Source organism: Pseudomonas ovata, assembly GCF_003131185.1.
GTDB lineage: Bacteria > Pseudomonadota > Gammaproteobacteria > Pseudomonadales > Pseudomonadaceae > Aquipseudomonas > Aquipseudomonas ovata.
Genome location: NZ_QFFU01000033.1, coordinates 39,550 through 60,958, shown reverse-complemented (window position 1 = coordinate 60,958; position 21,409 = coordinate 39,550). Strand labels below are relative to the sequence as shown.

The window sequence follows — 21,409 nt, the reverse complement described above, 5'->3', positions numbered from 1 at the left end:
GGTCGCGAATGCAGGCTGGCAGGCGCTGAACAGGTTGAATGTAACGGCCCTTTCGCGACCATCGGTCGCTCCTACGGAGGTTGCGTCATGCCGCTGATCTGTGGGAGCGACCAGCGGTCGCGAATGCAGGCCGGCAGGCGCTGAACAGGTTGAATGCACCGGCCCTTTCGCGACCATCGGTCGCTCCTACGGAGGTTGCGTCGTGCCTCTCATGTGGGAGCGACAGCGGTCGCGAATGCAGGCGCTCATTCGCCAGGCACGTACCGGCTCAATAGCCCAGCGACAACCCGGTGTTGCGCCGCGGATCGTTGGCGCCGTAGTACTTGTTGTTGCCCACCGGCTGGCCGTTCAGCGTCGGCGCGCCGACCAGGATGGCGGCCATGTGGTTGGGGTCTTGCGGCCCGCTGAACTTATGCCCCCAGCCTTCGAGGATCTTGCGGGTGTCGGGGCTGATGGCGAAGGTTTCCAGGTTGGTTTCTTCCGGCAGCCATTGCTGGTGGAACTTGGGCGCGTCCACGGCTTCCTGGATGTTCATGCCATAGTCGATGACATTGAGCATGGTCAACAAGGTGGCAGTGATGATCCGGCTGCCGCCAGGGGTGCCGACCACCATGACCGGCTTGCCATCCTTGGTGACGATGGTCGGGCTCATCGACGACAACGGCGTCTTGCCGGGCGCGATGGCGTTGGCCTCGCCCTGCACCAGGCCGTACATGTTGGGCACCCCGACCTTGACGGTGAAGTCGTCCATTTCGTCGTTGAGCAGTACGCCGGTGGTGCTGGCCATGACCCCGGCACCGAACCAGTCGTTGAGGGTGTAAGTCACCGACACCGCATTGCCCCACTTGTCGACGATCGAATAATGCGTGGTGTTGTTGCCTTCATGCGGCACGATGCCCGGTGCCAGGTCCTTGGACACGGCGGCTTTCTGCGGGTCGATGGCCTTGCGCAGCGTGTCCGCATAGCCCCTGTCGAGCAGGCGCTCGACCGGATTTTTCACGAAGTCCGGGTCACCCAGGTAACTGTTGCGGTCGACATAGGCGTGGCGCATGGCTTCGATCTGGTAGTGCATGCCCTGGGCCGAGCGGAAACCCAGTTCCTGCATCGGGTAGCCTTCGAGGATGTTAAGGATTTCGCAGATCACCACCCCGCCTGAACTGGGCGGCGGCGCGGACACCACATGGTAGCCGCGGTAGTCGCACTCGACCGGAGCCAGTTCACGGGTCTTGTAGCGGTCAAGGTCGGCCTGGGCAATGATGCCCTTGCCCGCCTTGCTGGAATTGACGATGGCCTCGGCCACCCAGCCCTTGTAGAAGCCGTCCTGGCCTTTGCTGGAAATTTCACGCAGGGTTTTGGCCAGGTCTTTCTGCACCAGTTTCTGGCCCACCTGCATCGGCTTGCCATCGGAGAGAAAGATGGAACCGGAGTCCTTTATGTCTTTCTTGAAGTCTTCGGTGGCGGTCCACAGCAGGTCGACGTCGCCCTGCTCCAGCACAAAGCCTTCTTCAGCCAGCTTGACGGCCGGCGCGATCAGCTCGCTGCGCGGTTTGCTGCCGTACTTTTCGCGGGCGTATTCCATGCCCGAGACGGTGCCCGGCACGCCCACCGCCAGATGGCCGCGCGAACTCAGGCCGGGGATCACGTTGCCGTCCTTGTCCAGGTACATGTTGGCCGTGGCCGCCAGGGGCGCCTTTTCGCGGAAGTCGAGAAAGGTTTTCTTGCCGTCGGCCATCTGCACGGTCATGAAGCCGCCGCCGCCCAGGTTGCCGGCTGCCGGGTAGACCACGGCCAGCGCGTAGCCCACCGCCACCGCCGCATCCACGGCATTGCCGCCGGCCTTGAGTACGTCCACCCCGACATGGCTGGCCAGGTGCTGGGCGGTCACCACCATGCCGTTCTCGGCGGCAACCGGGGCGGTGGAGGCGCCGTGGACGAAGGGCGCTTCGCCCAGCGCAAACGAGACAACGACAAGTGCGGTCAACTTCCTGTAGATCATGGACAACGTCATCCTTTGCAAAGGTCTGAGGGGTGTGGCACTGCCTGAGCATAGCGGCAAAATGCAAACAGCCCAGGCCTTTGGCTATCGGTCAGGCAGCCGACCCGGTGGACACCTCCTGTGATACGGACGTGTTGGCGGTTTCGGGCATCAGCAGCAGGTACAGCACAAAGCCCAGGCCGGCGATGCCGGCCAGCACCATGAAGGCGTGGGCGTAGCTGAAGTTGACGATGATCAGCCCTGCAATCGTGGCGCTGATGGCCGCACCCACGCCTTGCGCGGTGGCAATGGCGCCCTGGCTGACATTGAAGCGACCGGTGCCACGGGTCAGGTCGGCCACGATCACCGGAATCAGCGCGCCGTAGATGCCGGCGCCGACGCCGTCCAGGCATTGCACGGCCACCAGGTAGTACGGGTTATCGGAAAAGGTGTAGAGCACACCGCGCAGCGCCAGCACTGCAAAGGCCACCAGGAAGATCGGCTTGCGCCCGAAGCGGTCGGCGCTGCGGCCGGTCAGGATTGCCACCGGCACCATCACGCACTGGGCTGCCACGATGCACAGCGCCACCAGTGAGGTGGCGCTGTCCTTGCCGACGATGTAGGTCAGTTGCTGGCCGATGGAGGTCAGCATGGCCGCGTTGGCCAGGTGAAAGATCGCCGCCAGCAGCGCCAGCAGCATCAGGTGCCGGTTCGACAGCAGCGCCTGCCAGGCCGAGACCGGCGCATGCGCATGCGGCGCGGCGTTGCTCTCCAGGCCCCGGGCCAGGTTGTCGTCGATTTCATGGGCCGGCACGCGCCACAGGGCGGCAATGGACGCTACCGCCATGATGCCCATGAGCCAGAACACCACCATCGGCCCGAAGGCATAGCCCAGCATCGCCGCCAGCGCCGCTGAAAACGCATTGCCGGCATGGTTGAAGCCTTCGTTGCGGCCAATGTGCCGGGTAAAGGCCGCCGGGCCGACGATGCCCAGGGTGATGGCCGCCAGTGCCGGAGCAAAGACCGCCGCTGCGATTTGCGCCAGCGACTGCGTGGCGGCAACCATGTAGACGCTCGACACCAGTGGCAGCACCACGCAGCACAGGGTGACCACCAGCGCGGCGATGCCGATCATGGCGCGCTTGTTGGGGGTTCGGTCGATCAGCGCGCCCATCGGGGTTTGCGCCAGCAGGCCGGCAAAACCGGCCAGGGTCATGACAAAGCCGACCGTGGCCTCGTTCCAGCCCTCACCGGGGCCGCGCACCGCAATCAGGTAGATGGCCAGGTACGGCCCCAGGCCGTCACGTACATCGGCCAGGGTAAAATTGAGCGCGTCCAGGCCGCGACGGGTACGGCGCGAAGGACCGCCGCGTGAAGCGGCGCCAGAGGATGGGGTGGCTGACATGGCAAGCTTCCGCACGAAGGAAATGAAAGCCCCCTGCGCAACGCCGCCGTGCACCGCCGACAGGGGTTACGGTTATGACCCAAGCGAAACGGCACAGTGCCAGTAGCCCCATAAAGAAATCGCGGCCCTGTCGCGTGAACGGTGAATGGCGATCAGCGCTTGCGCCAGGTCATCTGCGAAAACACACCGTCGCGCAACACCCAGGCATGCAGCAGCGCGGCCGACAAGTGCGCCAGCACCGTGGCGAACAGGGTCCAGGCCAGCCAGCCGTGGGCATCGCGCAACCAGGCATAGGCCTGCGGGCTGGCCGGGACAATGGCCGGCAGGTTCCAGCCGGTCACCACCGTGACCGGATAACCACCGGCCGACAGCAAAGCCCAGCCCAGCACGGGCAGCACCAGCATCAAGGCGTACAGCAGCCAGTGCGAGGCCTTGGCCACGAAGGCTTGCCAGCCCGGCACACTGGCTGGCAACGGCGGCGGTGTATGGGTCAGGCGATTGAGCAGGCGGACCAAGGCCAGCAGCAGGATGGCCAGACCCAGCGGGCGATGCAGGTCGATCAGAAACAGGCGGTGATGCACCGAACTGACCATGCCCACGCCGATAAACAACATGGCCAGGATCATCAAGGCCATCAGCCAGTGCAGCAGTCGCGCCAGGGTGTTGAAGTGCCGTGGCGCTGGAGGGTTGGATGGCTTCATGGGGCGCTCCTGGGTTCGACCGGACGGCCAACGGCCTCGGTGGCCTGGCCATAACCGATTTCCCGCTCACGCAGGTTGAACGAGCGTGAATAGGCGGCTGAACGGGCACTGAGAATCGGATCGTTCGACACCTCGACGCCGGCCGGCAGGATCGTGGGGTCGAAATTGACGTCGCGGCAGGCGCCGGTGGCCTGGTCGGAGACGGCCGTGACTTCAACCGTACCGGCCACCACCTGCTGGCGATTCTCTGGCCAGGGCTGGGACGGGTCGTCAACCGGATCGCCCGGCTGCGCCACTTGCAGCACAAAGTCCCAGTACAAGGGCGTATTGGCCAGTTTGTCTTTCAGGTCCTGAAACAGGTAGTCAGGGCCGGCCTGGGGGTCACGCTCTTTAAAACTGTCGTGGGCGCGCAAGGACCAGCGCACAGGCACGCGGTTGCCGTGTTCGGAGGTCAGGTAAAAGGCATTGATGCCATTGAAGTTCACCCCGGCATAGCTGCCCGGTGCTGGTGCCTGCCGGGCCCGCTCAAGGAATTTCTTCGCTTCGGGGTACTGGGTCAGAAACTGCGCCAGACGCTCAGGGTCCGGCTTGCCGGTGGCAGGATCCGGCGCGGTGGCCTTTTGCAGGGCCAGGAAACCCTCGGCGTTGTGGGTGGCAAAGAACGGCTGGTTGTTCATCGCCATGCGCCACTGCTGCTGGTCGTCAGTGGTCATCAGCAAGGCCATGCTGATGACCTTGCTCGAGTCATCGGTGGCAAACGGGTTGCCCGAACCGACCGAAAAGCGCCCCACCACCGGCACCTCGGCCTGGGAAAAGGCCCGAGCCCTGGACAACGCCCGGCCCGCCTCGGTCGGGCGGAAGGTGGCCGCATAGCACAGCCCCTTACCGTGCGCGCGGCGAAAGCCTGGCGGGAAGGTCGGCGAGGCATTGACGAAGGCCTTGGCGGTGACCCGGTCGCCGACCCAGCCGGCGCTCCAGGCAAAGGCCAGCAGCAGCGATCCGGCAATGGCGCCGATCACAGGCACCGGCCACCACTTGCGGATGAAGGTATTACGAGTGTCGGGCATAAGATAAACGCTTCCTGATGATGAAGGCCGTGATGCCCGCGGCAGGCTGTGGCGCGACGGCTAGAGATCATCGGCAAGTCAAGGGAGTTCAATACTTCAGCGCAACTGAACCGCCGCTGTATCAGAAGCAAACATTTGTTGGGGAACTTGAGTCATCATGCGACTCAAACAGTCATAACGATATCAATGCGCCCAAGGAGCTACTGACCGAAGGCTGAATTCCATGCAGTGAGGTAAGTGACATGAGAGTACTGATGGTCCTGACATCCCACGACCAACTGGGCAATACCGGCAAGAAAACCGGCTTCTGGCTGGAAGAGTTTGCAGCGCCCTACTACGTCTTCAAGGATGCCGGTGCCGAGGTGGTCCTGGCTTCCCCTGCCGGTGGCCAGCCGCCGCTGGATCCCAAGAGCGACGAGCCCGATGCACAGACCGAAGCCACCGAGCGCTACAAGGCCGATGACGCTGCCCAGCAGGCCCTGGCTCATACGGTCAAGCTCGATACCGTCAAGGTCGAAGACTTTGACACCGTGTTCTATCCCGGCGGTCATGGGCCGTTGTGGGACCTGGCCGAATCGCAGACCTCAATCAACCTGATCGAAGCGTACTTGCGCACCGGTCGGCCGATCGGGTTTGTCTGTCATGCGCCAGGCGTGCTGCGCCATGTCAAGGCTGCCAATGGCGCGCTGCTGATCGAAGGCCGCCGGGTCACCGGCTTTACCAACAGCGAAGAAGAGGCTGTGGGCCTGACCGACGTGGTGCCGTTTCTGATCGAGACCGAATTCGAAAAGGCCGGGGCGCTGTACGAAAAAGGCCCGGACTGGGGCCCGTTCGTGGTCGAAGACGACCGCCTGATCACCGGCCAGAACCCCGCCAGCTCCGAAGGCGTGGCCAGGACACTGATCGAACTGGTTCGCGGCTGACTGGCTTGTAGGAGCGCGCTTGCCGGAATGCCGGACCACCGCGACCGGCTGCGTAGCAGTCGTAAATTTTCAGCGGTTCCAAGATTTTCGGTCATTCGCTATAAACTTTCAGCGTTTCCGAGATTTTGCGAGCGCTGCGCACTCGGTCGCGGGCAGAGCGCGCTCCTACACAGGGGCGCGCCGGTCAGAAAGTGGTTATCACTGTCACCCCGGCCGTTTCAAACCGGTCCATGTTCATCAGTGCATCGATCGATTGTTCCAGGCTGATGGTCTTGCCCACCAGTTTTTCAGGCGCCAGTTTGCCTGAGGTGATCATGTCCAGCATCGCGCCATAGCGATGCGCCTGCATCCCGTGACTGCCGACAATTTCCAGTTCGTGGGCGATGACCTTGCTCATCGGTACGATCGGGGTGCTGTGATCGGCGAGCATCAGCCCGACTTGCACATGCCGGCCACGACGCCTCAGGTTGCTGATGGAGTTGAAACAGGTGGTAGGGTGTCCCAGCGCATCCAGAGACACATGTGCCCCGCCCTGGGTGATGTCCTGCACTGCCTCGACCACATTGGCGACCTGGCTGGCATTGACCGTCGCCACGGCCCCCAGTGATCGTGCCAGTTGCAGCTTGTCTTCGGCAATGTCGATGGCGATCACGTTCGCACCGACCGCCTGGGCAATCATTACCGCCGACAGGCCCACACCGCCACAGCCATGCACCGCCACCCACTGCCCGGCGCTGACCCGACCCTGGTCGACCACGGCGCGAAACGAGGTGACAAACCGGCAGCCCAGGCTGGCCGCCGTGGCGTAATCCATGTGTTCCGGCAGCGCCACCAGATTCAGGTCGGCCTGGTGAATGCCCACGTATTGCGCAAACGAGCCCCAATGGGTGAAGCCCGGCTGAAACTGGGTGTGGCAGACCTGTTGCTGGCCGCTGTTGCACTCAGGGCAAGCCCCGCACCCGCCCACGAACGGCACAGTGATGCGATCCCCGACCTTCCACTTGCGCACGTCCCTGCCAACAGCCGCGACCACGCCTGCCAGTTCATGGCCTGGCACGTGCGGCAACTGGATGTCCGGATCATGCCCCTTCCAGCCATGCCAGTCGCTGCGACACACACCCGTGCCCAGCACCTCGACGACAACGCCATGCGGCTCGGGCGCAGGATCCTCAACACTCATCAGCCTGGGGGGCCGGGAAAAGGCTTCGTACACAACTGCTTTCATGAAGTCACCTCTGTCTGGAAAACGCACGGACCGCGCTTTGAAAATTATGAATCAACGGCCTGAAATTACTTTTCAGATTGCAAGGAACGTCTTCGGCACTGTGAAATAAAGCTTCATAAAACCACCCTGAACTGAAGGATTCTTTCATGAGCATGGTCATGGACAAGCTGGACATCGCACTCTCGGAGTGCTTGCAGCGTGATGGCAGGCTGTCGAACGTGAAGCTCGCCGAGCAATTGTCACTCAGCGAGGCATCCTGCTGGCGCCGGCAGAAGCGACTCGAGGACAGCGGTATCATCGAAGGCTACCAGGCGGTGTTGAACCGCAAGCAGCTCGGGCTTGGGGTCATGGCGTTCGTGCAGATTTCCTGCCATGAACACGGCGAAGAGGCGACCGCGCATTTCGAGCGCATCATCGAGTCCGCCCCGCAGGTGCTCAGTTGCCACAACACCACAGGCGAGGCCGACTACTTGTTGCAAGTGGTCGCCAAGGACCTGGATGGCTACAGCCGGTTTGTCGAAAAGGTCCTGCGTAAGCTGCCGGGGGTTACCAGCATCCGCTCCAACCTTTCCCTGCGCGAGCTGAAAACCACCCACCGACTGCCGGTGGGCGAGTTGTTGGGGATGGGATGACAAAACCAGAGCAACCGGAAAATGACCGGTAGCAAGTCCCGCTCAGGTCTGAAAGCGCGACACCAGGGCACTGAGTATCTGTGCCTGCGAGGCCAGGTCCCGGCTGGCCTGGCGTGTCTGGCTGACGCCTTCGGATGCATCCTGAAAGCGTCCTTGAATCACCTGCAGGCTCTGATTGACATGGCTCATCATGCCGGCCTGTTCGCTTGCCGCACCGGAAATCACCTGGCTGCGCGCACTGATGGTTTCTATCGATTCACGGATGTCCTTGAGCGCCTGGTCGGCATGCCCGGCAAGACTCAAGGTGGCCGTAGCGCTCTGCGAACTGCGCTGCATGGACTGGACGGCACGGCCTGTCACCGCCTGGATACGTCCGATCAGCACTTCGATTTCCTGCGTAGAATCCTTGGTCCTGTGCGCCAGGGCCCTTACCTCATCGGCCACGACGGCAAAACCACGCCCGGCCTCGCCGGCGCGTGCAGCTTCGATGGCCGCATTGAGCGCCAGCAGGTTGGTCTGCTCGGCGACCGTGCGAATGACTTCGATGATCCGGGTAACCGAGGCAATACTGGTGGCCAGCTCATGAATCTGCTGGTTGGTCAGTTCCACTTCGCTGGACAACGCCACGATGGCGTCGACCATTTTCTCGACCTGCTCACAGCCGGCCCGCACATTGAGATCCGAACGGTGCGAGGCTTCGGCAGTCCAGGCGGCGTTGCGGGCGACTTCGTCAATGGCCTGGCTGGCCACCTGCACAACCGAAACAGCGCCGGTCACTTCCTCGTCCTGCCGGTGCATGCTGCGGGTGGAGGACTCGGACACCGTGTCCAGCGCCTGCACCGAGGTCGCAATGCGCAGCGAAGCACCGGCGATCTCGTCCATCACGGCCCTGAGCGCCGTCTGCATGAGCTTGAGCGAGCGCAGCACCAAGGCCGGTTCATCGTGGTCTGACACACTGATTTCCCGGGTCAGGTCGCCTTTGCTCACCAGATCGAGGACTTCTACGGCATGACTCAATGGTTGCACGATGCTGCGGGTGTACAGGACCGCCAGGCCGATCGTCATGATCGCCGCGGCCAACACCGCAAACAGCACGCCTTTGCGGGCGCTGTCGCGGGCCACGAACAGGTCTTCGGACGCGCGCTCATACCCCTGGACATTGAGCTTCATCAAATGGTCTGTCGCCATGCCAAGCTTGATGCCGTAGGCCATGGCATTGCCTTTGAGGCCAAGCACGGCGTCGCTCAGGTTGCCTGCTGCAAGCTGGGCGATGATCTGTTGCTGTTCGGCGCCATACACCTGATCAGCCGCTATCAACTGCTCGAATGCGGCTCGCTCGGCGGCGTCGCTCAGGCCTGGCGCCAGGGCGTCACGCAAAACCCGCGCATCGGCAATCATGCGTTGCAGGTTGTCCAGCCCTTCCTGCCTGGCCACAGGATCGACCACGGCGGCCATCTGTGCCATCACGGCATGGTTACGCAACTGGGCCTTGACCAGGTCGCTCAAGCGCATGATGTTGGGCAGCCATTTTTCACTGATCACCATCGACTGATCAGACATTTCCTGAATCTTGACCACTGAAAAGCCGCCCAGCAGTACGACGACCAGGGCTATGGCCCCGAAGCTCAGAACAGAGCGCGGTGCCAACTTCAGATTTCGCAGCATAAGAGTCATCCGGGAACGCGAAGGGTCCTGCCTCTTTTTCAGGCGGCCCATCGTTCATGTCGGGCACGAACGATGGCTCGCCTGAAGATCATCGGCAGGCGGGTTATCTGTCAGTGGGCCGCGTGCAGTTTCCTGAGCACGACAAAGACACCGACAAAACCGCTGAACAAGCCACTGAACAGCCCGCTGATGCCATTGCCAATCGAGTTTTCAAGCGCATCGCCCGGAAAGGGCACGAGGTAGTAGGCCACGACGAAGGCCACGATGGCCGAGACCACGCCGCCGATCAGGCCGGCGGTTACAGACTCTTTCAAGGTAAGGTTCATAGCTGTTGATCGCTCTTGTTGTTATTGGAAAACCCTGAGATGTCGATAACGCGTCTTTAAATCGGCTGCCCCAGAAACTGATAAGTGGACAACAACAAGGCCGCCGACTTTTCCCGATTGCCCAAGGGGTCTTGCTGTTCATTGCGGCACAGCTGCAAGGAGGCGTCACAGATGGTCTTGCACCGCTCGTAACGACGATTGGAATACAGCTCGAGCGCCGCCTGGCCAGATTGTGTGGCGGCGATGCAGTCGGCCAGGACCACGGCATCCTCGATGGCCATGCCACCACCCGAGGTCATGTGCGGCGTCGGGGCATGGGCGGCATCGCCCAGTAGCACGACCCGTTCACGGTGCCAGGGGGCAGGCACCAGGGTGATGTCCAGGGGCCGGAAAATGACCTGCCTGGGCTGGGTCACGCATTCCAGCGACGCACGGATCGCCGGTGCCGTGAACTCGGACAATCGCTCGCGAATCAGCAGGTGTGCCTCCGCCTCCGGAACACGCAGCGGCTCCGGGCTGTTTTCCAGGTAAAAGATGTAGCAGCTTTCCTGGGAGGTCGGGAACGAACCCACGGTTCTGCCCGAGGCGGTGCGAAACAGGCAGAACGCGTCGACTTCGGCAGGCCGTGGGGCGTTGAAGCGCCACACGCTCTGGCCGGCAAAACGTGGCGAGCAGTCGGTGCCGAACAGTTGCTGGCGCAGCTTGGAATAGACCCCATCTGCCGCCACGACCAGATCGTAGGTGGCCTCACGGCCATCAGAGAAGCGGACATCGACGCCCTCTGCCCGGTTGACCAGGCTTTGCACCGTGAGCCCTCTATCGAAGATCGCCCCGGCGCCCTCGGCGGCCGTCTCCAGGATGCGTGCCAGCTCAGGCCGGCGGATGCCGCAACTGGGCGGCGCCGGGTTGGTGCGCAGCAGTTGCCCTGCCGAGTCGAACTGGCGGAACGCATCGAAGTGATAGCCGCTGTCGAGACAGGCCTGGGCCAGGTCAAGGCTGGCCATGGCCCGCATGGCATTGTGCAGCATGCAGATGCCAGACCCGACCATAGGGGTCTCGGTCTTGATATCGATGCAATGGACATCGACGCCGACCCTGCGCAGAGCGTAGGCGGCGGTGGCGCCACCGATGCCACTGCCGACGATCAGGACGCGTTTGATTTCGTTCATTTCTTGTCTCCTCTCCGCTTCTGTGGCGGGTGGTAGCTGCAAAAACACACGTGTTGCGTGCGATCACCTACCCGGCGACCGTTCAAGGCCTGGCAATGTAAGCAACCGCGCTGATGCTACGGTATTACCAGGCCCTGCTGCACATGGCCTACATGAAGGCTTCGCGACGAGCCGGCCACCAGGCATCGGCCGGACGCTGGCCGATACGGTTACGCAGGACGCCCACGCCGGACACCTCCAGTTCGACGACATCGCCCGGATTCAGGCTGCGGCCCAGCTCCAGCGCAGAGCCATTGCCCATGGTGCCGGAACCGATGACATCGCCTGGCTGGACATGATCGCCGATCGAGACATAGGCAATCAGTTCTTCAGGCGTCCAGAGCATTTCGGAGGAGTCACCTTCACCCCAGGTTTCGCCATTGACGCGCACGGCCATCTTGATGTCGTTGAGGTTGGTGAACTCATCGATGGTGGTGATCCAGGGACCGATGCCATAGGCAAAGTCCTTGCTCTTGGTCGGTCCCATGCCGATGGCGAACTCGTTGGCTTGCAGGTCACGCGCACTGAAGTCGTTGAAGATGGTCAGCCCGAAAATATGCGAGCGGGCGTCTTCGGGAAGAATGTTGTGCGCGCGCTGGCCGATGACCCAGCCGATCTCCAGCTCGTAATCGATCCGCTGTCCCTTGGCAGGCCACGGCACTTCGGCGTCGTGGCCGATCACGGTCCAGGGCGAGCCCTTGAAGTAGCCGGGAATATCCAGCAAGGCCGGGGTGGGCGTAATGTTCATCCGCTCGTGAAATTGGCGGATGTGCTTGGTGAACGTCAAGCCATCACGGACCACCGAGGGATCACAGGCGGGGCCCCATTGCAGTGTGTCGATGCTGCGCGAGGCATCGTCGCCAAACGCGTGCGCGGCCTGGTGTGCCGTATCGAGAAACTGCTGACCCAAGGCGATGGCTGCCGACATGCTTTCGGGAAAGACCGTTGAGGCATAGCGCAACGCCGCTTCGCGGGTAGCGCCTTGCGACTGAAGCCGCAGTGCTTCGGCCGCACGCAGGTCAATGACCCGACCTTGTTCAGGCAAGACCATGCAGATGCGCTGCACCGGACCGTCCAACCCTTCAACCACAAACCGACCCAATTTCATTGTTTTCTCCTGAGGCGCTGTATGAACACAAAACAAACTATACGTATCGTTTCGATATTTCAAGCGCCCCTGCTTTTTAGGCCAAGCATTTTTTTCACTCTTTCAACTGGCTTGTAGAGAATATCTATTTTAGATACGCTCCGTATCGTTTATAAGAAATCTTCTTTGCGATACGGAGCCTATGCCATGACTGCCAACCCCCACTCGCCGGTTTTCGTTTCCAGCCATACGGCACGCGCTGTATTTCGCTGGGAAGATGCCATTGCCGCCCTGCAGCGCGCTTACGCCCATGACATCCCTGCCAAGGCCACGCCACCGCGCACCGTGGCGGTGCTGGAGAAGACCTGGCTGCGCAACCTGCCGGCCATTCCGCCGGGCAGCCGCTATTACGGCGCCAAGCTGATGGGCTCGAACATGGGCGATGCACCGCCCGGCATCGAGTACGTCATTGTGTTGTTCGATCGCACCACCAACCGCATTGCCGCCTTTGTCGACGGCAATCTGGTCACCGGCCTGCGGACCGCAGCCACGTCGGCGGCGGCACTGGATCGCCTGGCGCCCAGGCGCCCGTTGCGCCTGGCAGTCCTGGGAAGCGGACTGGAAGCGACCATGCACACCCGAGCATTCGCCAGCGTGCGCGAGCTCATCGAGGTGACCGTCTTCAGCCCGACCCCGGAAAAACGGGCCGCCTTTGCCGAGGCCGTCACCCTGGACCTGGGGATACCGGCCAAAGGCGCAGCCACCGCCCGGGAGGCCGTCGAAGGCGCAGACCTGGTACTGACTGCAGCCCGTTCACGCGATGAACAACCCATTCTGTTCGGTGACTGGCTCAAGCCTGGCGCCACCGTGGTATCGATCGGCTCCACCATTCCGGAACAACGGGAAATCGATGTGTCGGTGGTCGAGCGTAGCGACCTGATCATTTGCGACATGCGCGAAGAAGTGCTGGAAGAAACCGGTGACATGCTGGCGGCCCAGGCCGCCGGTATCGATGTGCACAGCAAGACCTACAGTCTGGCGGACCTGATGAGCGGTGCCTGCGATGAGGCCCTCGCCCGGGCCCGCACACCGATGTACAAGTCGGTCGGTGGCGGCCTGCAGGACATCGTGGTGGCCGAGCTGATCCTGACCAAAGCCCTTGAGGCCGGCCTCGCCACCGCCTTGCCAATCGAATTCGAGACAAAACGCTGATCTGTACACCCACTTACCCCCAAGGAGCCTTGTAAATGGCCAATTACAACAAGAAAGACGCCCGCGAATGGGCTCGCGAACACCTCAAGGGCGTTGCCAACGTCACCATCCCGACCATGACCTCGGACTTCAGGCGCATCAATGAAAAGGCGGTGCGCCACGATGTCGAGCTGGCCATCCAGCACGGATTCGTCGGTTCACTGTCCTGCTCGGAAGTGGCGATCACGCAGGAACAGTACGGTGAGTTCTGCCGGATCATGGCCGACCAGGCCGCAGGCCGCCTGGTGATTGTCCACCACGCGGTGTTCAACACCCTGGAAGACAACATTGAAGCGGTGAAGCGCGCCGAAGAGGCCGGCGCCGACCTGGTGCTGCTGGGCTACCCGCCGTATTTCTACCCGAAGGATTACGAAGAGGTCTTCGCCTACACCAAGGCCATTTGCGACGCCACCCGGCTGGGCGTGATCATTTTCCCGTTGCCGGCCTGGGGCTTCAGCCGCCTGCACCCGGCCGACATTCCGCTGGCTGTGCTGCGACGCATGGTCGATGAGATTCCCAACGTGGTGGCCATCAAGGCCGAGGGCGGCCTGCCCTACATCATGTCGGCCATCGAGGTGCATCGCGAGTTTCATCAAGAGGTGGTGATCTCGTCACCGCTGGAATATGAATACGTGCCGTTGGCACAGGTGATGGATATTCCCTTTTGCGGCACTAACTATTCGGCCTATTACGGTCCGCTGCTGCCACAGATCCATACCCTGATCCGCGCCGGCCAGTACGACGAAGCCACGCAGCTCTGGTACAAGATGGACCCTGCGCGCAAGGCCTTCGCCAGCCTGCCGATGGCCGCCAACGGCTTGCTCAACCGCATGATGTGGAAATACCAGGGATGGTTGCAGGGCTACAACGGCGGGCCCATGCCGCACCCCACCCAACGCGTGTACCAGCGTGACATGGCGGTGCTGCGCAAAGGCCTGGAAGTGGCCGGCCTGAATCCTACCCGCGATCTCGACGAAGCCTTTTTCGTCGGCCGCCATCCGGTGTGAGGACCACGACCATGACCAACACCAAGACAGTCACGCTGCCCCTCAAGGACCCGGACCTGCTGCGCCAGGCCATGCTGATCGACGGACAATGGGTACAGGCCGACAGCGGCCAGACCCTCGAAGTGAGAAACCCGGCCACCGGCGAGTTGGTGGCACGCGTGCCCAAGGGTGGCGCGGACGAAACCCGCCGGGCCATCGAAGCGGCCGAGCGCGCCATGCAGGGATGGCGCAAGACACTGCCCAAGGAGCGGGCCAGGGTGCTGCGCACGCTTTACGACCTGATGCTGGAAAACCTGGACGACCTGGCCACGATCATGACGGCCGAGCAAGGCAAGCCCCTGGTCGAGTCGCGGGGTGAAATCCTCTATGCCGCAGGCTTCATCGAGTGGTTTGCCGAAGAGGCCAAGCGGGTCTACGGCGACATCATTCCGCAGAACGCTCACGGTCGGCAGATTCTGGTGCAGAAGGCCCCGATCGGCGTCTTTGCCGCCATCACGCCGTGGAACTTCCCGGCGGCAATGATCACTCGCAAGGCGGGTCCCGGCTGGGCCGTGGGCTGCGCAGGGGTGATCAAGCCGGCCAGCCAGACCCCGTTGTCAGCCTTGGCACTTGCCGTGCTGGCCGAGCGTGCCGGTCTGCCGGCAGGCGTCTGTAATGTGGTCACCGGCTCGGCGCAGGCGATCGGCGGCGCGCTTACAGCCCATCCGGCCGTACGCAAGCTGTCGTTCACCGGTTCGACCGAGGTGGGCGCTCAGTTGCTCGCCCAGTGCGCGCCGACCATCAAGAAGACCAGCATGGAACTGGGCGGTAACGCGCCCTTTATCGTCTTCGATGACGCCGATGTCGATGCCGCCGTCAAGGGCGCGCTGGCCGCCAAATACCGCAATACCGGCCAGGCCTGTGTCGCGGCCAACCGGATCCTGGTCCAGGCCGGCATTTACGACGCATTTGCCAGCAAGCTGGCTGAAGCCACCGCAGCCCTCAAGGTTGGCGATGGCATGCACGAAGGCGTGGTGCAGGGACCGCTGATCAATGAAGCGGCCGTATTGAAGGTGGAAGAACACATTGCCGATGCCGTGAGCAAGGGCGCCCGGGTCATTGCCGGCGGCCAGCGGCATGCCTTGGGTGGCAGTTTCTTCGAGCCGACCGTGCTGATTGATGTGCCACGCGAAGCTCTGGTGTTCAGTGACGAAACCTTCGGTCCGGTGGCACCGCTGTTTCGCTTCACATCAGAGCAGGAGGCGCTGACCATGGCCAACGACACGCCCTTTGGCCTGGCGGCCTATGTCTATGCGCGCGATGTCGGGACCATCTTCCGCGTCATCGAGGGCCTGGAAGTGGGCATGATCGGCGTTAACGAAGGCATCATTTCTACGGAAGTTGCTCCCTTTGGCGGCGTCAAGGCGTCCGGCCTGGGCCGTGAAGGCTCCCTGTACGGTATCGAGGACTACCTGGAAATCAAATACGTGGCACTTGGAGGGCTCTGACCTCCCGGCCCGGCAGTGTTCTGCTGCCGGGCCATTTGCTGCACCTTCTTCTGTGCCGTCCCCTTCCCTATTGCTACACGGACATGGCGAGCCACCGGAACACTATTGTTCAGGCATGACAAAAAACGCCTGGCCATAAGGCCAGGCGTTTCGGACCGTGCAAACCTAGAACTTGACGAACCCATTGAGCATCAGGGTATCGCCACCCGAGGTATTACGGGCATACACATCTTTCTGGTACGCCGCGACAAACCCCCAGTCCCGACTGCCATACCCGACTTGCGGACCTATTTTGGTCGAGCGGGTGCGATTACCGATGTCCTGCCCATTGGACTGATCATCGTTCAATTGAGTCGCCACGTAACCACCAATACCCGCCAGCCAGTTCTGACCGATCCGGTAGTTGAGGCCGTAGTCGGCAACGACCTGGATACCGGATTGGTAGTCAGTGGCCTTGTTCTCAAAACTGTAGTTGGCACTGATCTTGGAACTCAGCTCCAGTTTTTCGGCAGCAAACCAGGTAAAGGCGTACCCCACATAAAGTGCGCGCGTATTGTTGCCGGGATTGACCAGTTCATGTTCATCGTACTTGCCCCATGGCTGGATAAGTTCAATGTCGATGTTCTGCAAGTACCGCGGTGATGCCCAACTGAGCAAAAAACCAAACATCGGGTCGCCCATGCCGTCCGAAGAGCCGCGCCCATACGGGCCGAGCGCCGGAATGTCGATATGCCCGTCTACATAGGGCAGAGCCGCCTGCAGTGAGACATTGGCGCCCAGAAACTGCGGCCCGTCGAGGGTATGCACCAACCGCAGCGCATGCGCGTGAATCTTGCCGCTGGCCTTGGGAAAGACCTTGTCGCCCTGACCGTCGCGAACCGAGTTGATATCGATCAGTTTGTTGTAACTGTACAGGTGGGTTTCACCGGGCGCGCCAATGGCCCCGCTCATGACGGTCACGACACCCGACGGGTAACTGGACGTTCCCCCTTCGAGGGCCTGCGCACGAGCAGCCACCACTGCACTGATGAGACAAACAGCGAGTTTGAAGACACCGGTATTGTTCATGAGGCACATCCTTTATTGTTTTTGTTTTCATGCAGGTTGAAGCGGCGCCGGCACACGGTTGTGCGCCTGCGCAGGACAGAACATTCAGAGCGATGCAGTATGTGTGAGAATAAAAACAGTGCCCGACTGATCGACTTCAATGGTCAAGGGTGTCAGCCGCTCGCCCAGGCAAGGTCCGCTGATACACCGCCCTGTTTCAATTTCAAACAGGGCGTTATGTCCGTGGCACACGATGTAGCGAGCCGACTCATCCAGGTAGTCACCTTTTTTCAGTGGCAGGGTCGAGCCGGGCCAGTGCGGGCACGAGTTGCGATAGCCATGGATCACACCGGCCTGATTGACCAGGAAAAAGTCATCCGGCCCAAAGGCAGACAATCGGAATCCTTTTGACTGCCCTTCTGGAAGATCGCTGATAGAGCAAACGCTGTAGCGGGTCGATGATGCCTGCATGGCATCGATCAGCCGGGCTTGCCACCGGGCGCCCATTGTTCACGCCAATGGAACAGGAAGATCTGCGAGTTATCGATGACGCCAGGTGCCACACGGGGTGTCCATTCATCATCGTGTTGGTCCATGTCGGCGTCGTACTCGATATGGCAGCCCAGCGGCGTATTGAAGTACCAGAACCAGTTCGAGCCAAAGCGATGGCGCCCGGGGCCCCAGAAAGACTCATAGCCTTTGTTGACGAACGCATAGCCGGCGCTGAGCACCTCGGTCGGCCCCCCCATGTGGAAGGTGAAATGTTCGCACCCTTGCAGGTGGGGCGGGGTCTGGATAAAGAACAGCGTGTGATGATCGAACGTCCCGGCAGGACGCAGGAACGGCCCCATCCCGACGAACTTGTCGGTCAGCTTGAAGCCCAGGCGGCGGGTGTAGAACGCTTCGGCCTTTTCGGAATCGGGCACGAAATACACCACATGCGACAGTGTGCGCGGGCGCGCCACCAGGGGCGTGGCAACATCCGAAGGCACGCCGGTGGTGTTGGCAGGGCGACGAATGTCACCCGGCGCATTGATGGCCTCGGCAGGAAGATTGATCGGTCTGCGCACCGTCACCTGAAAGCCCAGGGCAAATCCCAGGTCGTCCACCAGCTCCAGCGAGCCGTCAGCCAGCACCTTGACCTCACGCTCGCCTTCGAATTCACGTTTGATCTGTTCAAGCACTGAAGCATCACTGACGCCATAGACGGTCTTGCGCAGCATATTGCTGGTGGGCAGTTCCCACGCTGGCAAGTCAGGGTCGTTGCGATGCCTGATTTCCACGCCCGTGCCATCGAGCGCCTCGAAGCGCCCGTTGCCGACGGCCTGCAAGCCATAATCCACCAGGAAGCGCTCGCAAAGCGCCACATCATCTACACCAAAGACCAGCCTGTCCGGACCTACGATATTCATTCGATCACCTTTGTTATTGTGTTCATCTTGCCGGGTGCCGTTTTCGGCCCGGTGGTACGCGCTGGATCACTGAAGCTCAGCACGGGAAGACTGAAACCAAATCTAAACGGATCGTATCGTTTTGTAAAGGGGTTTGCTACACTGCTTTTGTTGCTTATTTCAGCAACCGCCTCTGTTCTTCCACAGAGCCTAAAGATCAGGAATGATTGGCAGCGCCCTTGGCACTGTCATAGCAAGTTTCTGGCATTGAAAATATACTGACCGACACGTTTCGTATGCACCCTGCCCCAGGCTGCCGTAACGAACAGGTGCAGAACAGTCAACGTGAAAGGATCTGTCATGCAGGTTAACAAGATGGCATCGAACGAAAAATCAGCCGTCGGCCGTCCTCGCAGCGAAGCGACGCGTCGCCAGATACTCGACGCGACCATATTGCTTCTTCAGGAAAAGTCGATCCAGGCCATCTCGATCGAAGCAATCGCACGCGAAGCCGGCGTCAGCAAGGCGACCATTTATCGATGGTGGGATTCCAAGGCGCTGATTGTCATCGACGCGTTCATGGAGAACCACCTGGTCAAGACCACGGTGCCTCGTGAACTGGCGCCCAAGGACGCGCTGGCCTACCACTTTCGCTCGCTGGTCGAGCAATACGCAGGCTGGCCGGGACGCCTGGTGGCCCAGATCATTGCCGAGGGCCAGTCGGACCCTTCGATCCTGCGCGCCTTCCGTGAGCGCTTTCACTACGGCCGCCGCGCCGTGGTGCGTGAGATTCTCGAAGACTGGAAAGCGACAGGCGAGATCGCAGCCGATACCAACATAGAAATCCTCATGGACGTGATCTATGGCGCGGTCTACATGAGGCTCATGCTCGGCCATGCACCGCTGGACGAGCAATTTGCCACATCGCATATCGCCTATGTCTATCATTTGCTCGGTGTTCCTGACTCACAGGCTTGAAAGCGCCGGCCCTCAGGGCCGGCAATAAACCGGTCGGCAGCACGCCCGTCAAAAAGCAGTATTGTCTCGCCCTTTGAGCGCAAGCATTTCACGCGCCTCGGCAGGGGTCGCAATTTCGATGCCCAGCCCTTCGAGAATCTCGCGAATCTTGCGCACCTGGGCAGCGTTGGATACAGCCAGCTCGCCACGACCGATATAAAGGCTGTCTTCGAGCCCCACCCGCACATTGCCGCCCAGCAGCGCACTGAGGGTCGCCAGGGGAATCTGATCCTTGCCGGCGCCCAGCACCGACCAGTGATACTGATCGCCAAACAGCCTGTCGGCTGTGCGCTTCTGATGCAGGACGTCTTCGGCATGCGAACCAATGGCCCCGCGCAGCCCGAAAATGGTCTGGATGAACAGCGGCGGCTTCACCAGGCCCTGATCGAGAAAGTACTTCAGCGTATACAGATGGCTGACGTCGTAGCATTCAAACTCGAAGCGTGTGCCGGTACTGCCAATGGTTTCAAGGATCCACTCGATGTCGGCATAGGTGTTCTTGAACACCAGGTCCTTGGTGGCTTCCAGGTGTTGCACTTCCCAGTCGTATTTCCAGTCCCTTTCCTTCCTGGCCATCTCGGAAAGGTTGAGGTTGATAGACCCCATGTTCAATGAGCACATCTCCGGCTGCAGATCGATGCCGGCGGCCGCGCGCTCATGGATCGGCATGCCGGGGCCACCGCCGCCGGTGGAGATGTTCACGATGGCATCGGTCTGCTGCTTGATACGGCTGACGAACTGCCTGAACATCTCAGGGCTGCCGGTCGGGCGCCCGTCTTCAGGGTTGCGCGCATGCAGATGGACAATGGCCGCCCCGGCGTGCACGGCATCGATGGCCTGTTGCGCGATCTCATCGGGCGTGACGGGCAAGTAAGGCGACATCGAGGGCGTGTGGGCACCACCGGTAATGGCCGCAGTGATAATTGCCTTTCTCATAATGCCTCTCCTTCCTGCAAGGCCATCAGCACAAACAGCATGCGACAGTTTTTTCCCGACTTATTGGACCAGCTATGGTTCGTGGCGCGCTGGATAAGCACGTCCCCGGCCTGCATCAGGGTTTCGCCCTGATCCAGCAAGGCATGGATTTCGCCTTCGAGCACCACGGCATAATCGAGCGACTCCGTCTTGTGAAACCAGAAGTGCCTGGGCTGAGCGGTGTCTCGCACGCCTTCCTGATCCAGAAATTCGAGCAGCTTTTCCTGGTCGTAGGTTTCATCGGCCGGAAAATCCACGATGCGCAGCAATGACCCGCCTTCAGAGTGAAAGGCAAACTTGTGCCCGGCCGGTGCAGGCTCACCGCCCGGCGCCCGTCCTTGTCCGGTCGCCCATAGCACCTGGGCAATCGGCTTGCCTGGCTCGGCCACGACATTCAGTGCAACGCCATCGCTTTCGATGATGGATTCACCTTGTGCGTTATGACCGGTCACGATCCGGCGGACCGGACGGTAGGGCGCAGAAGCGGTTATATTCATACCAGCACTCCATATAAACGATACGTATCGTTCAGTATATAGTTAAAATTTTTTGGCTTTTTATCGGCATTCCAGCACGGCGAAGGTCGCACACGCATTGGCCACGCGCTTGTTGCTTTCGGGGTCAAGCAACTCGGCACGGGCAAAAGCGACTTGCCGCCCCACCCGGTCCACCTGCCCGATGACCTTGAGCCGCGCAGGCCCGGCAGCGGACTGCATATTGACGGTGATACTGGTCGTGGCACAGGTACGACCGGCCGGCAATTGGCTGAGCACGGCAAAAGCCATGGCGTAATCGAGCATGGTCATCAGCGTGCCGCCTGCCACGACGTTATTGCCTTGCAAGTCTGCCCCCGATGCCCTGAAGCTGAGTTCCAGATGCCCTGGCGATCCTTTCACCAGGCGCACATCCAGTTGCCTGAGATGCTCGGTCATCTCCAGCGCCACATCGGACGCTTCTTCGCCGAGCAGGCGCTCCAGCAAGGCGCGGTCAGGGTTATCGATCAGTGTGTGCATGGCAGGC

The 21,409-nt window shown here is 61.3% G+C and carries 21 protein-coding genes and 1 pseudogene; 6 read left to right on the top strand and 16 right to left on the bottom strand.

Features of this window, described 5'->3' with window-relative positions:
• Positions 1-268: 268 nt before the first annotated feature.
• From ggt to DGA31_RS27440, 4 genes are all read right to left on the bottom strand, one after another.
• Positions 269-1,996, bottom strand: coding sequence for a gamma-glutamyltransferase (ggt, locus tag DGA31_RS27455; RefSeq protein ID WP_109514652.1), 1,728 nt, complete (start codon positions 1,994-1,996; stop codon positions 269-271).
• 91 nt (positions 1,997-2,087) lie between these two features.
• Positions 2,088-3,380: an MFS transporter gene (locus DGA31_RS27450; protein WP_109514651.1), complete on the bottom strand. Its 1,293-nt coding sequence runs from the start codon at positions 3,378-3,380 to the stop codon at positions 2,088-2,090.
• A gap of 152 nt (positions 3,381-3,532) precedes the next feature.
• Positions 3,533-4,081, bottom strand: coding sequence for a cytochrome b (locus DGA31_RS27445; protein WP_109514650.1), 549 nt, complete (start codon positions 4,079-4,081; stop codon positions 3,533-3,535).
• Positions 4,078-5,148 carry a catalase family peroxidase gene (locus DGA31_RS27440; RefSeq protein ID WP_109514649.1) on the bottom strand — a complete coding sequence of 357 codons (1,071 nt, stop codon included), beginning with the start codon at positions 5,146-5,148 and terminating at the stop codon, positions 4,078-4,080. The genes DGA31_RS27445 and DGA31_RS27440 overlap by 4 nt, the downstream gene beginning before the upstream one ends.
• A 242-nt stretch (positions 5,149-5,390) precedes the next feature.
• Between DGA31_RS27440 and DGA31_RS27435 the strand changes: the two genes are divergently transcribed.
• Entirely contained in the window at positions 5,391-6,071 is a 681-nt protein-coding gene (locus DGA31_RS27435) for a type 1 glutamine amidotransferase domain-containing protein (RefSeq protein WP_109514648.1), read from the top strand.
• Positions 6,072-6,255: 184 nt separating this feature from the next.
• Here the strand turns inward: DGA31_RS27435 and DGA31_RS27430 are convergent, their stop codons facing one another.
• Entirely contained in the window at positions 6,256-7,296 is a 1,041-nt protein-coding gene (locus tag DGA31_RS27430) for a zinc-dependent alcohol dehydrogenase family protein (protein ID WP_056837719.1), read from the bottom strand.
• Positions 7,297-7,454: 158 nt separating this feature from the next.
• Here DGA31_RS27430 and DGA31_RS27425 point away from each other — a divergent pair, with 158 nt between their 5' ends.
• Complete coding sequence (locus tag DGA31_RS27425; RefSeq protein ID WP_421958015.1) at positions 7,455-7,928, top strand: Lrp/AsnC family transcriptional regulator; 474 nt, start codon at positions 7,455-7,457, stop codon at positions 7,926-7,928.
• Positions 7,929-7,970: 42 nt separating this feature from the next.
• Here DGA31_RS27425 and DGA31_RS30980 read toward each other — a convergent pair whose 3' ends face one another.
• From DGA31_RS30980 to DGA31_RS27405, 5 genes and pseudogenes are all read right to left on the bottom strand, one after another.
• On the bottom strand, positions 7,971-8,570 hold the full coding sequence (locus DGA31_RS30980; protein WP_421958016.1) for a methyl-accepting chemotaxis protein: 600 nt from the start codon (positions 8,568-8,570) through the stop codon (positions 7,971-7,973).
• Positions 8,571-9,089: 519 nt separating this feature from the next.
• Positions 9,090-9,593 (bottom strand): annotated as a pseudogene (locus DGA31_RS30975) (MCP four helix bundle domain-containing protein); the annotation flags it as partial.
• 110 nt (positions 9,594-9,703) lie between these two features.
• Complete coding sequence (locus DGA31_RS27415) at positions 9,704-9,907, bottom strand: hypothetical protein (RefSeq protein WP_236709401.1); 204 nt, start codon at positions 9,905-9,907, stop codon at positions 9,704-9,706.
• Between the two features lie 68 nt (positions 9,908-9,975).
• Positions 9,976-11,088, bottom strand: coding sequence for an FAD-dependent monooxygenase (locus DGA31_RS27410; protein ID WP_109514647.1), 1,113 nt, complete (start codon positions 11,086-11,088; stop codon positions 9,976-9,978).
• Between the two features lie 148 nt (positions 11,089-11,236).
• Complete coding sequence (locus DGA31_RS27405; RefSeq protein ID WP_109514646.1) at positions 11,237-12,235, bottom strand: fumarylacetoacetate hydrolase family protein; 999 nt, start codon at positions 12,233-12,235, stop codon at positions 11,237-11,239.
• A gap of 186 nt (positions 12,236-12,421) precedes the next feature.
• Here DGA31_RS27405 and DGA31_RS27400 point away from each other — a divergent pair, with 186 nt between their 5' ends.
• From DGA31_RS27400 to DGA31_RS27390, 3 genes are read left to right on the top strand one after another with little or no spacing between them, the layout of a single operon-like run.
• Entirely contained in the window at positions 12,422-13,426 is a 1,005-nt protein-coding gene (locus DGA31_RS27400) for an ornithine cyclodeaminase family protein (RefSeq protein WP_109514645.1), read from the top strand.
• 35 nt (positions 13,427-13,461) lie between these two features.
• Positions 13,462-14,472: a dihydrodipicolinate synthase family protein gene (locus tag DGA31_RS27395; RefSeq protein WP_056837705.1), complete on the top strand. Its 1,011-nt coding sequence runs from the start codon at positions 13,462-13,464 to the stop codon at positions 14,470-14,472.
• A 35-nt stretch (positions 14,473-14,507) separates the two neighbouring features.
• Positions 14,508-15,959 (top strand): NAD-dependent succinate-semialdehyde dehydrogenase, encoded by a 1,452-nt coding sequence (locus DGA31_RS27390; protein WP_277749411.1) that lies wholly within the window; start codon positions 14,508-14,510, stop codon positions 15,957-15,959.
• A 165-nt stretch (positions 15,960-16,124) separates the two neighbouring features.
• Here the strand turns inward: DGA31_RS27390 and DGA31_RS27385 are convergent, their stop codons facing one another.
• From DGA31_RS27385 to DGA31_RS27375, 3 genes are all read right to left on the bottom strand, one after another.
• The gene (locus tag DGA31_RS27385; protein ID WP_056837701.1) at positions 16,125-17,027 is read right to left on the bottom strand and encodes a SphA family protein; all 903 of its coding nucleotides are present in this window, start codon (positions 17,025-17,027) and stop codon (positions 16,125-16,127) included.
• A gap of 84 nt (positions 17,028-17,111) precedes the next feature.
• Positions 17,112-17,513, bottom strand: a complete 402-nt coding sequence (locus DGA31_RS27380) for a Rieske (2Fe-2S) protein (RefSeq protein ID WP_240043486.1) — start codon at positions 17,511-17,513, stop codon at positions 17,112-17,114.
• A complete protein-coding gene (locus DGA31_RS27375) occupies positions 17,486-18,418 on the bottom strand; it encodes a VOC family protein (protein ID WP_056837699.1) in 933 nt (310 codons plus the stop codon). The genes DGA31_RS27380 and DGA31_RS27375 overlap by 28 nt, the downstream gene beginning before the upstream one ends.
• Before the next feature lie 339 nt (positions 18,419-18,757).
• Here DGA31_RS27375 and DGA31_RS27370 point away from each other — a divergent pair, with 339 nt between their 5' ends.
• A complete protein-coding gene (locus DGA31_RS27370; protein WP_109514643.1) occupies positions 18,758-19,375 on the top strand; it encodes a TetR/AcrR family transcriptional regulator in 618 nt (205 codons plus the stop codon).
• A gap of 48 nt (positions 19,376-19,423) precedes the next feature.
• On the opposite strand, the gene kce is transcribed toward DGA31_RS27370, so the two are convergent.
• From kce to DGA31_RS27355, 3 genes are read right to left on the bottom strand one after another with little or no spacing between them, the layout of a single operon-like run.
• Entirely contained in the window at positions 19,424-20,350 is a 927-nt protein-coding gene (kce, locus tag DGA31_RS27365; RefSeq protein WP_056837696.1) for a 3,5-dioxohexanoate:acetyl-CoA acetone transferase, read from the bottom strand.
• Entirely contained in the window at positions 20,347-20,886 is a 540-nt protein-coding gene (locus DGA31_RS27360) for a cupin domain-containing protein (protein ID WP_056837693.1), read from the bottom strand. Before DGA31_RS27360 ends, kce begins: the two co-directional genes overlap by 4 nt.
• Positions 20,887-20,946: 60 nt before the next feature.
• Entirely contained in the window at positions 20,947-21,402 is a 456-nt protein-coding gene (locus DGA31_RS27355; protein WP_109514642.1) for a PaaI family thioesterase, read from the bottom strand.
• Positions 21,403-21,409: the final 7 nt, after the last annotated feature.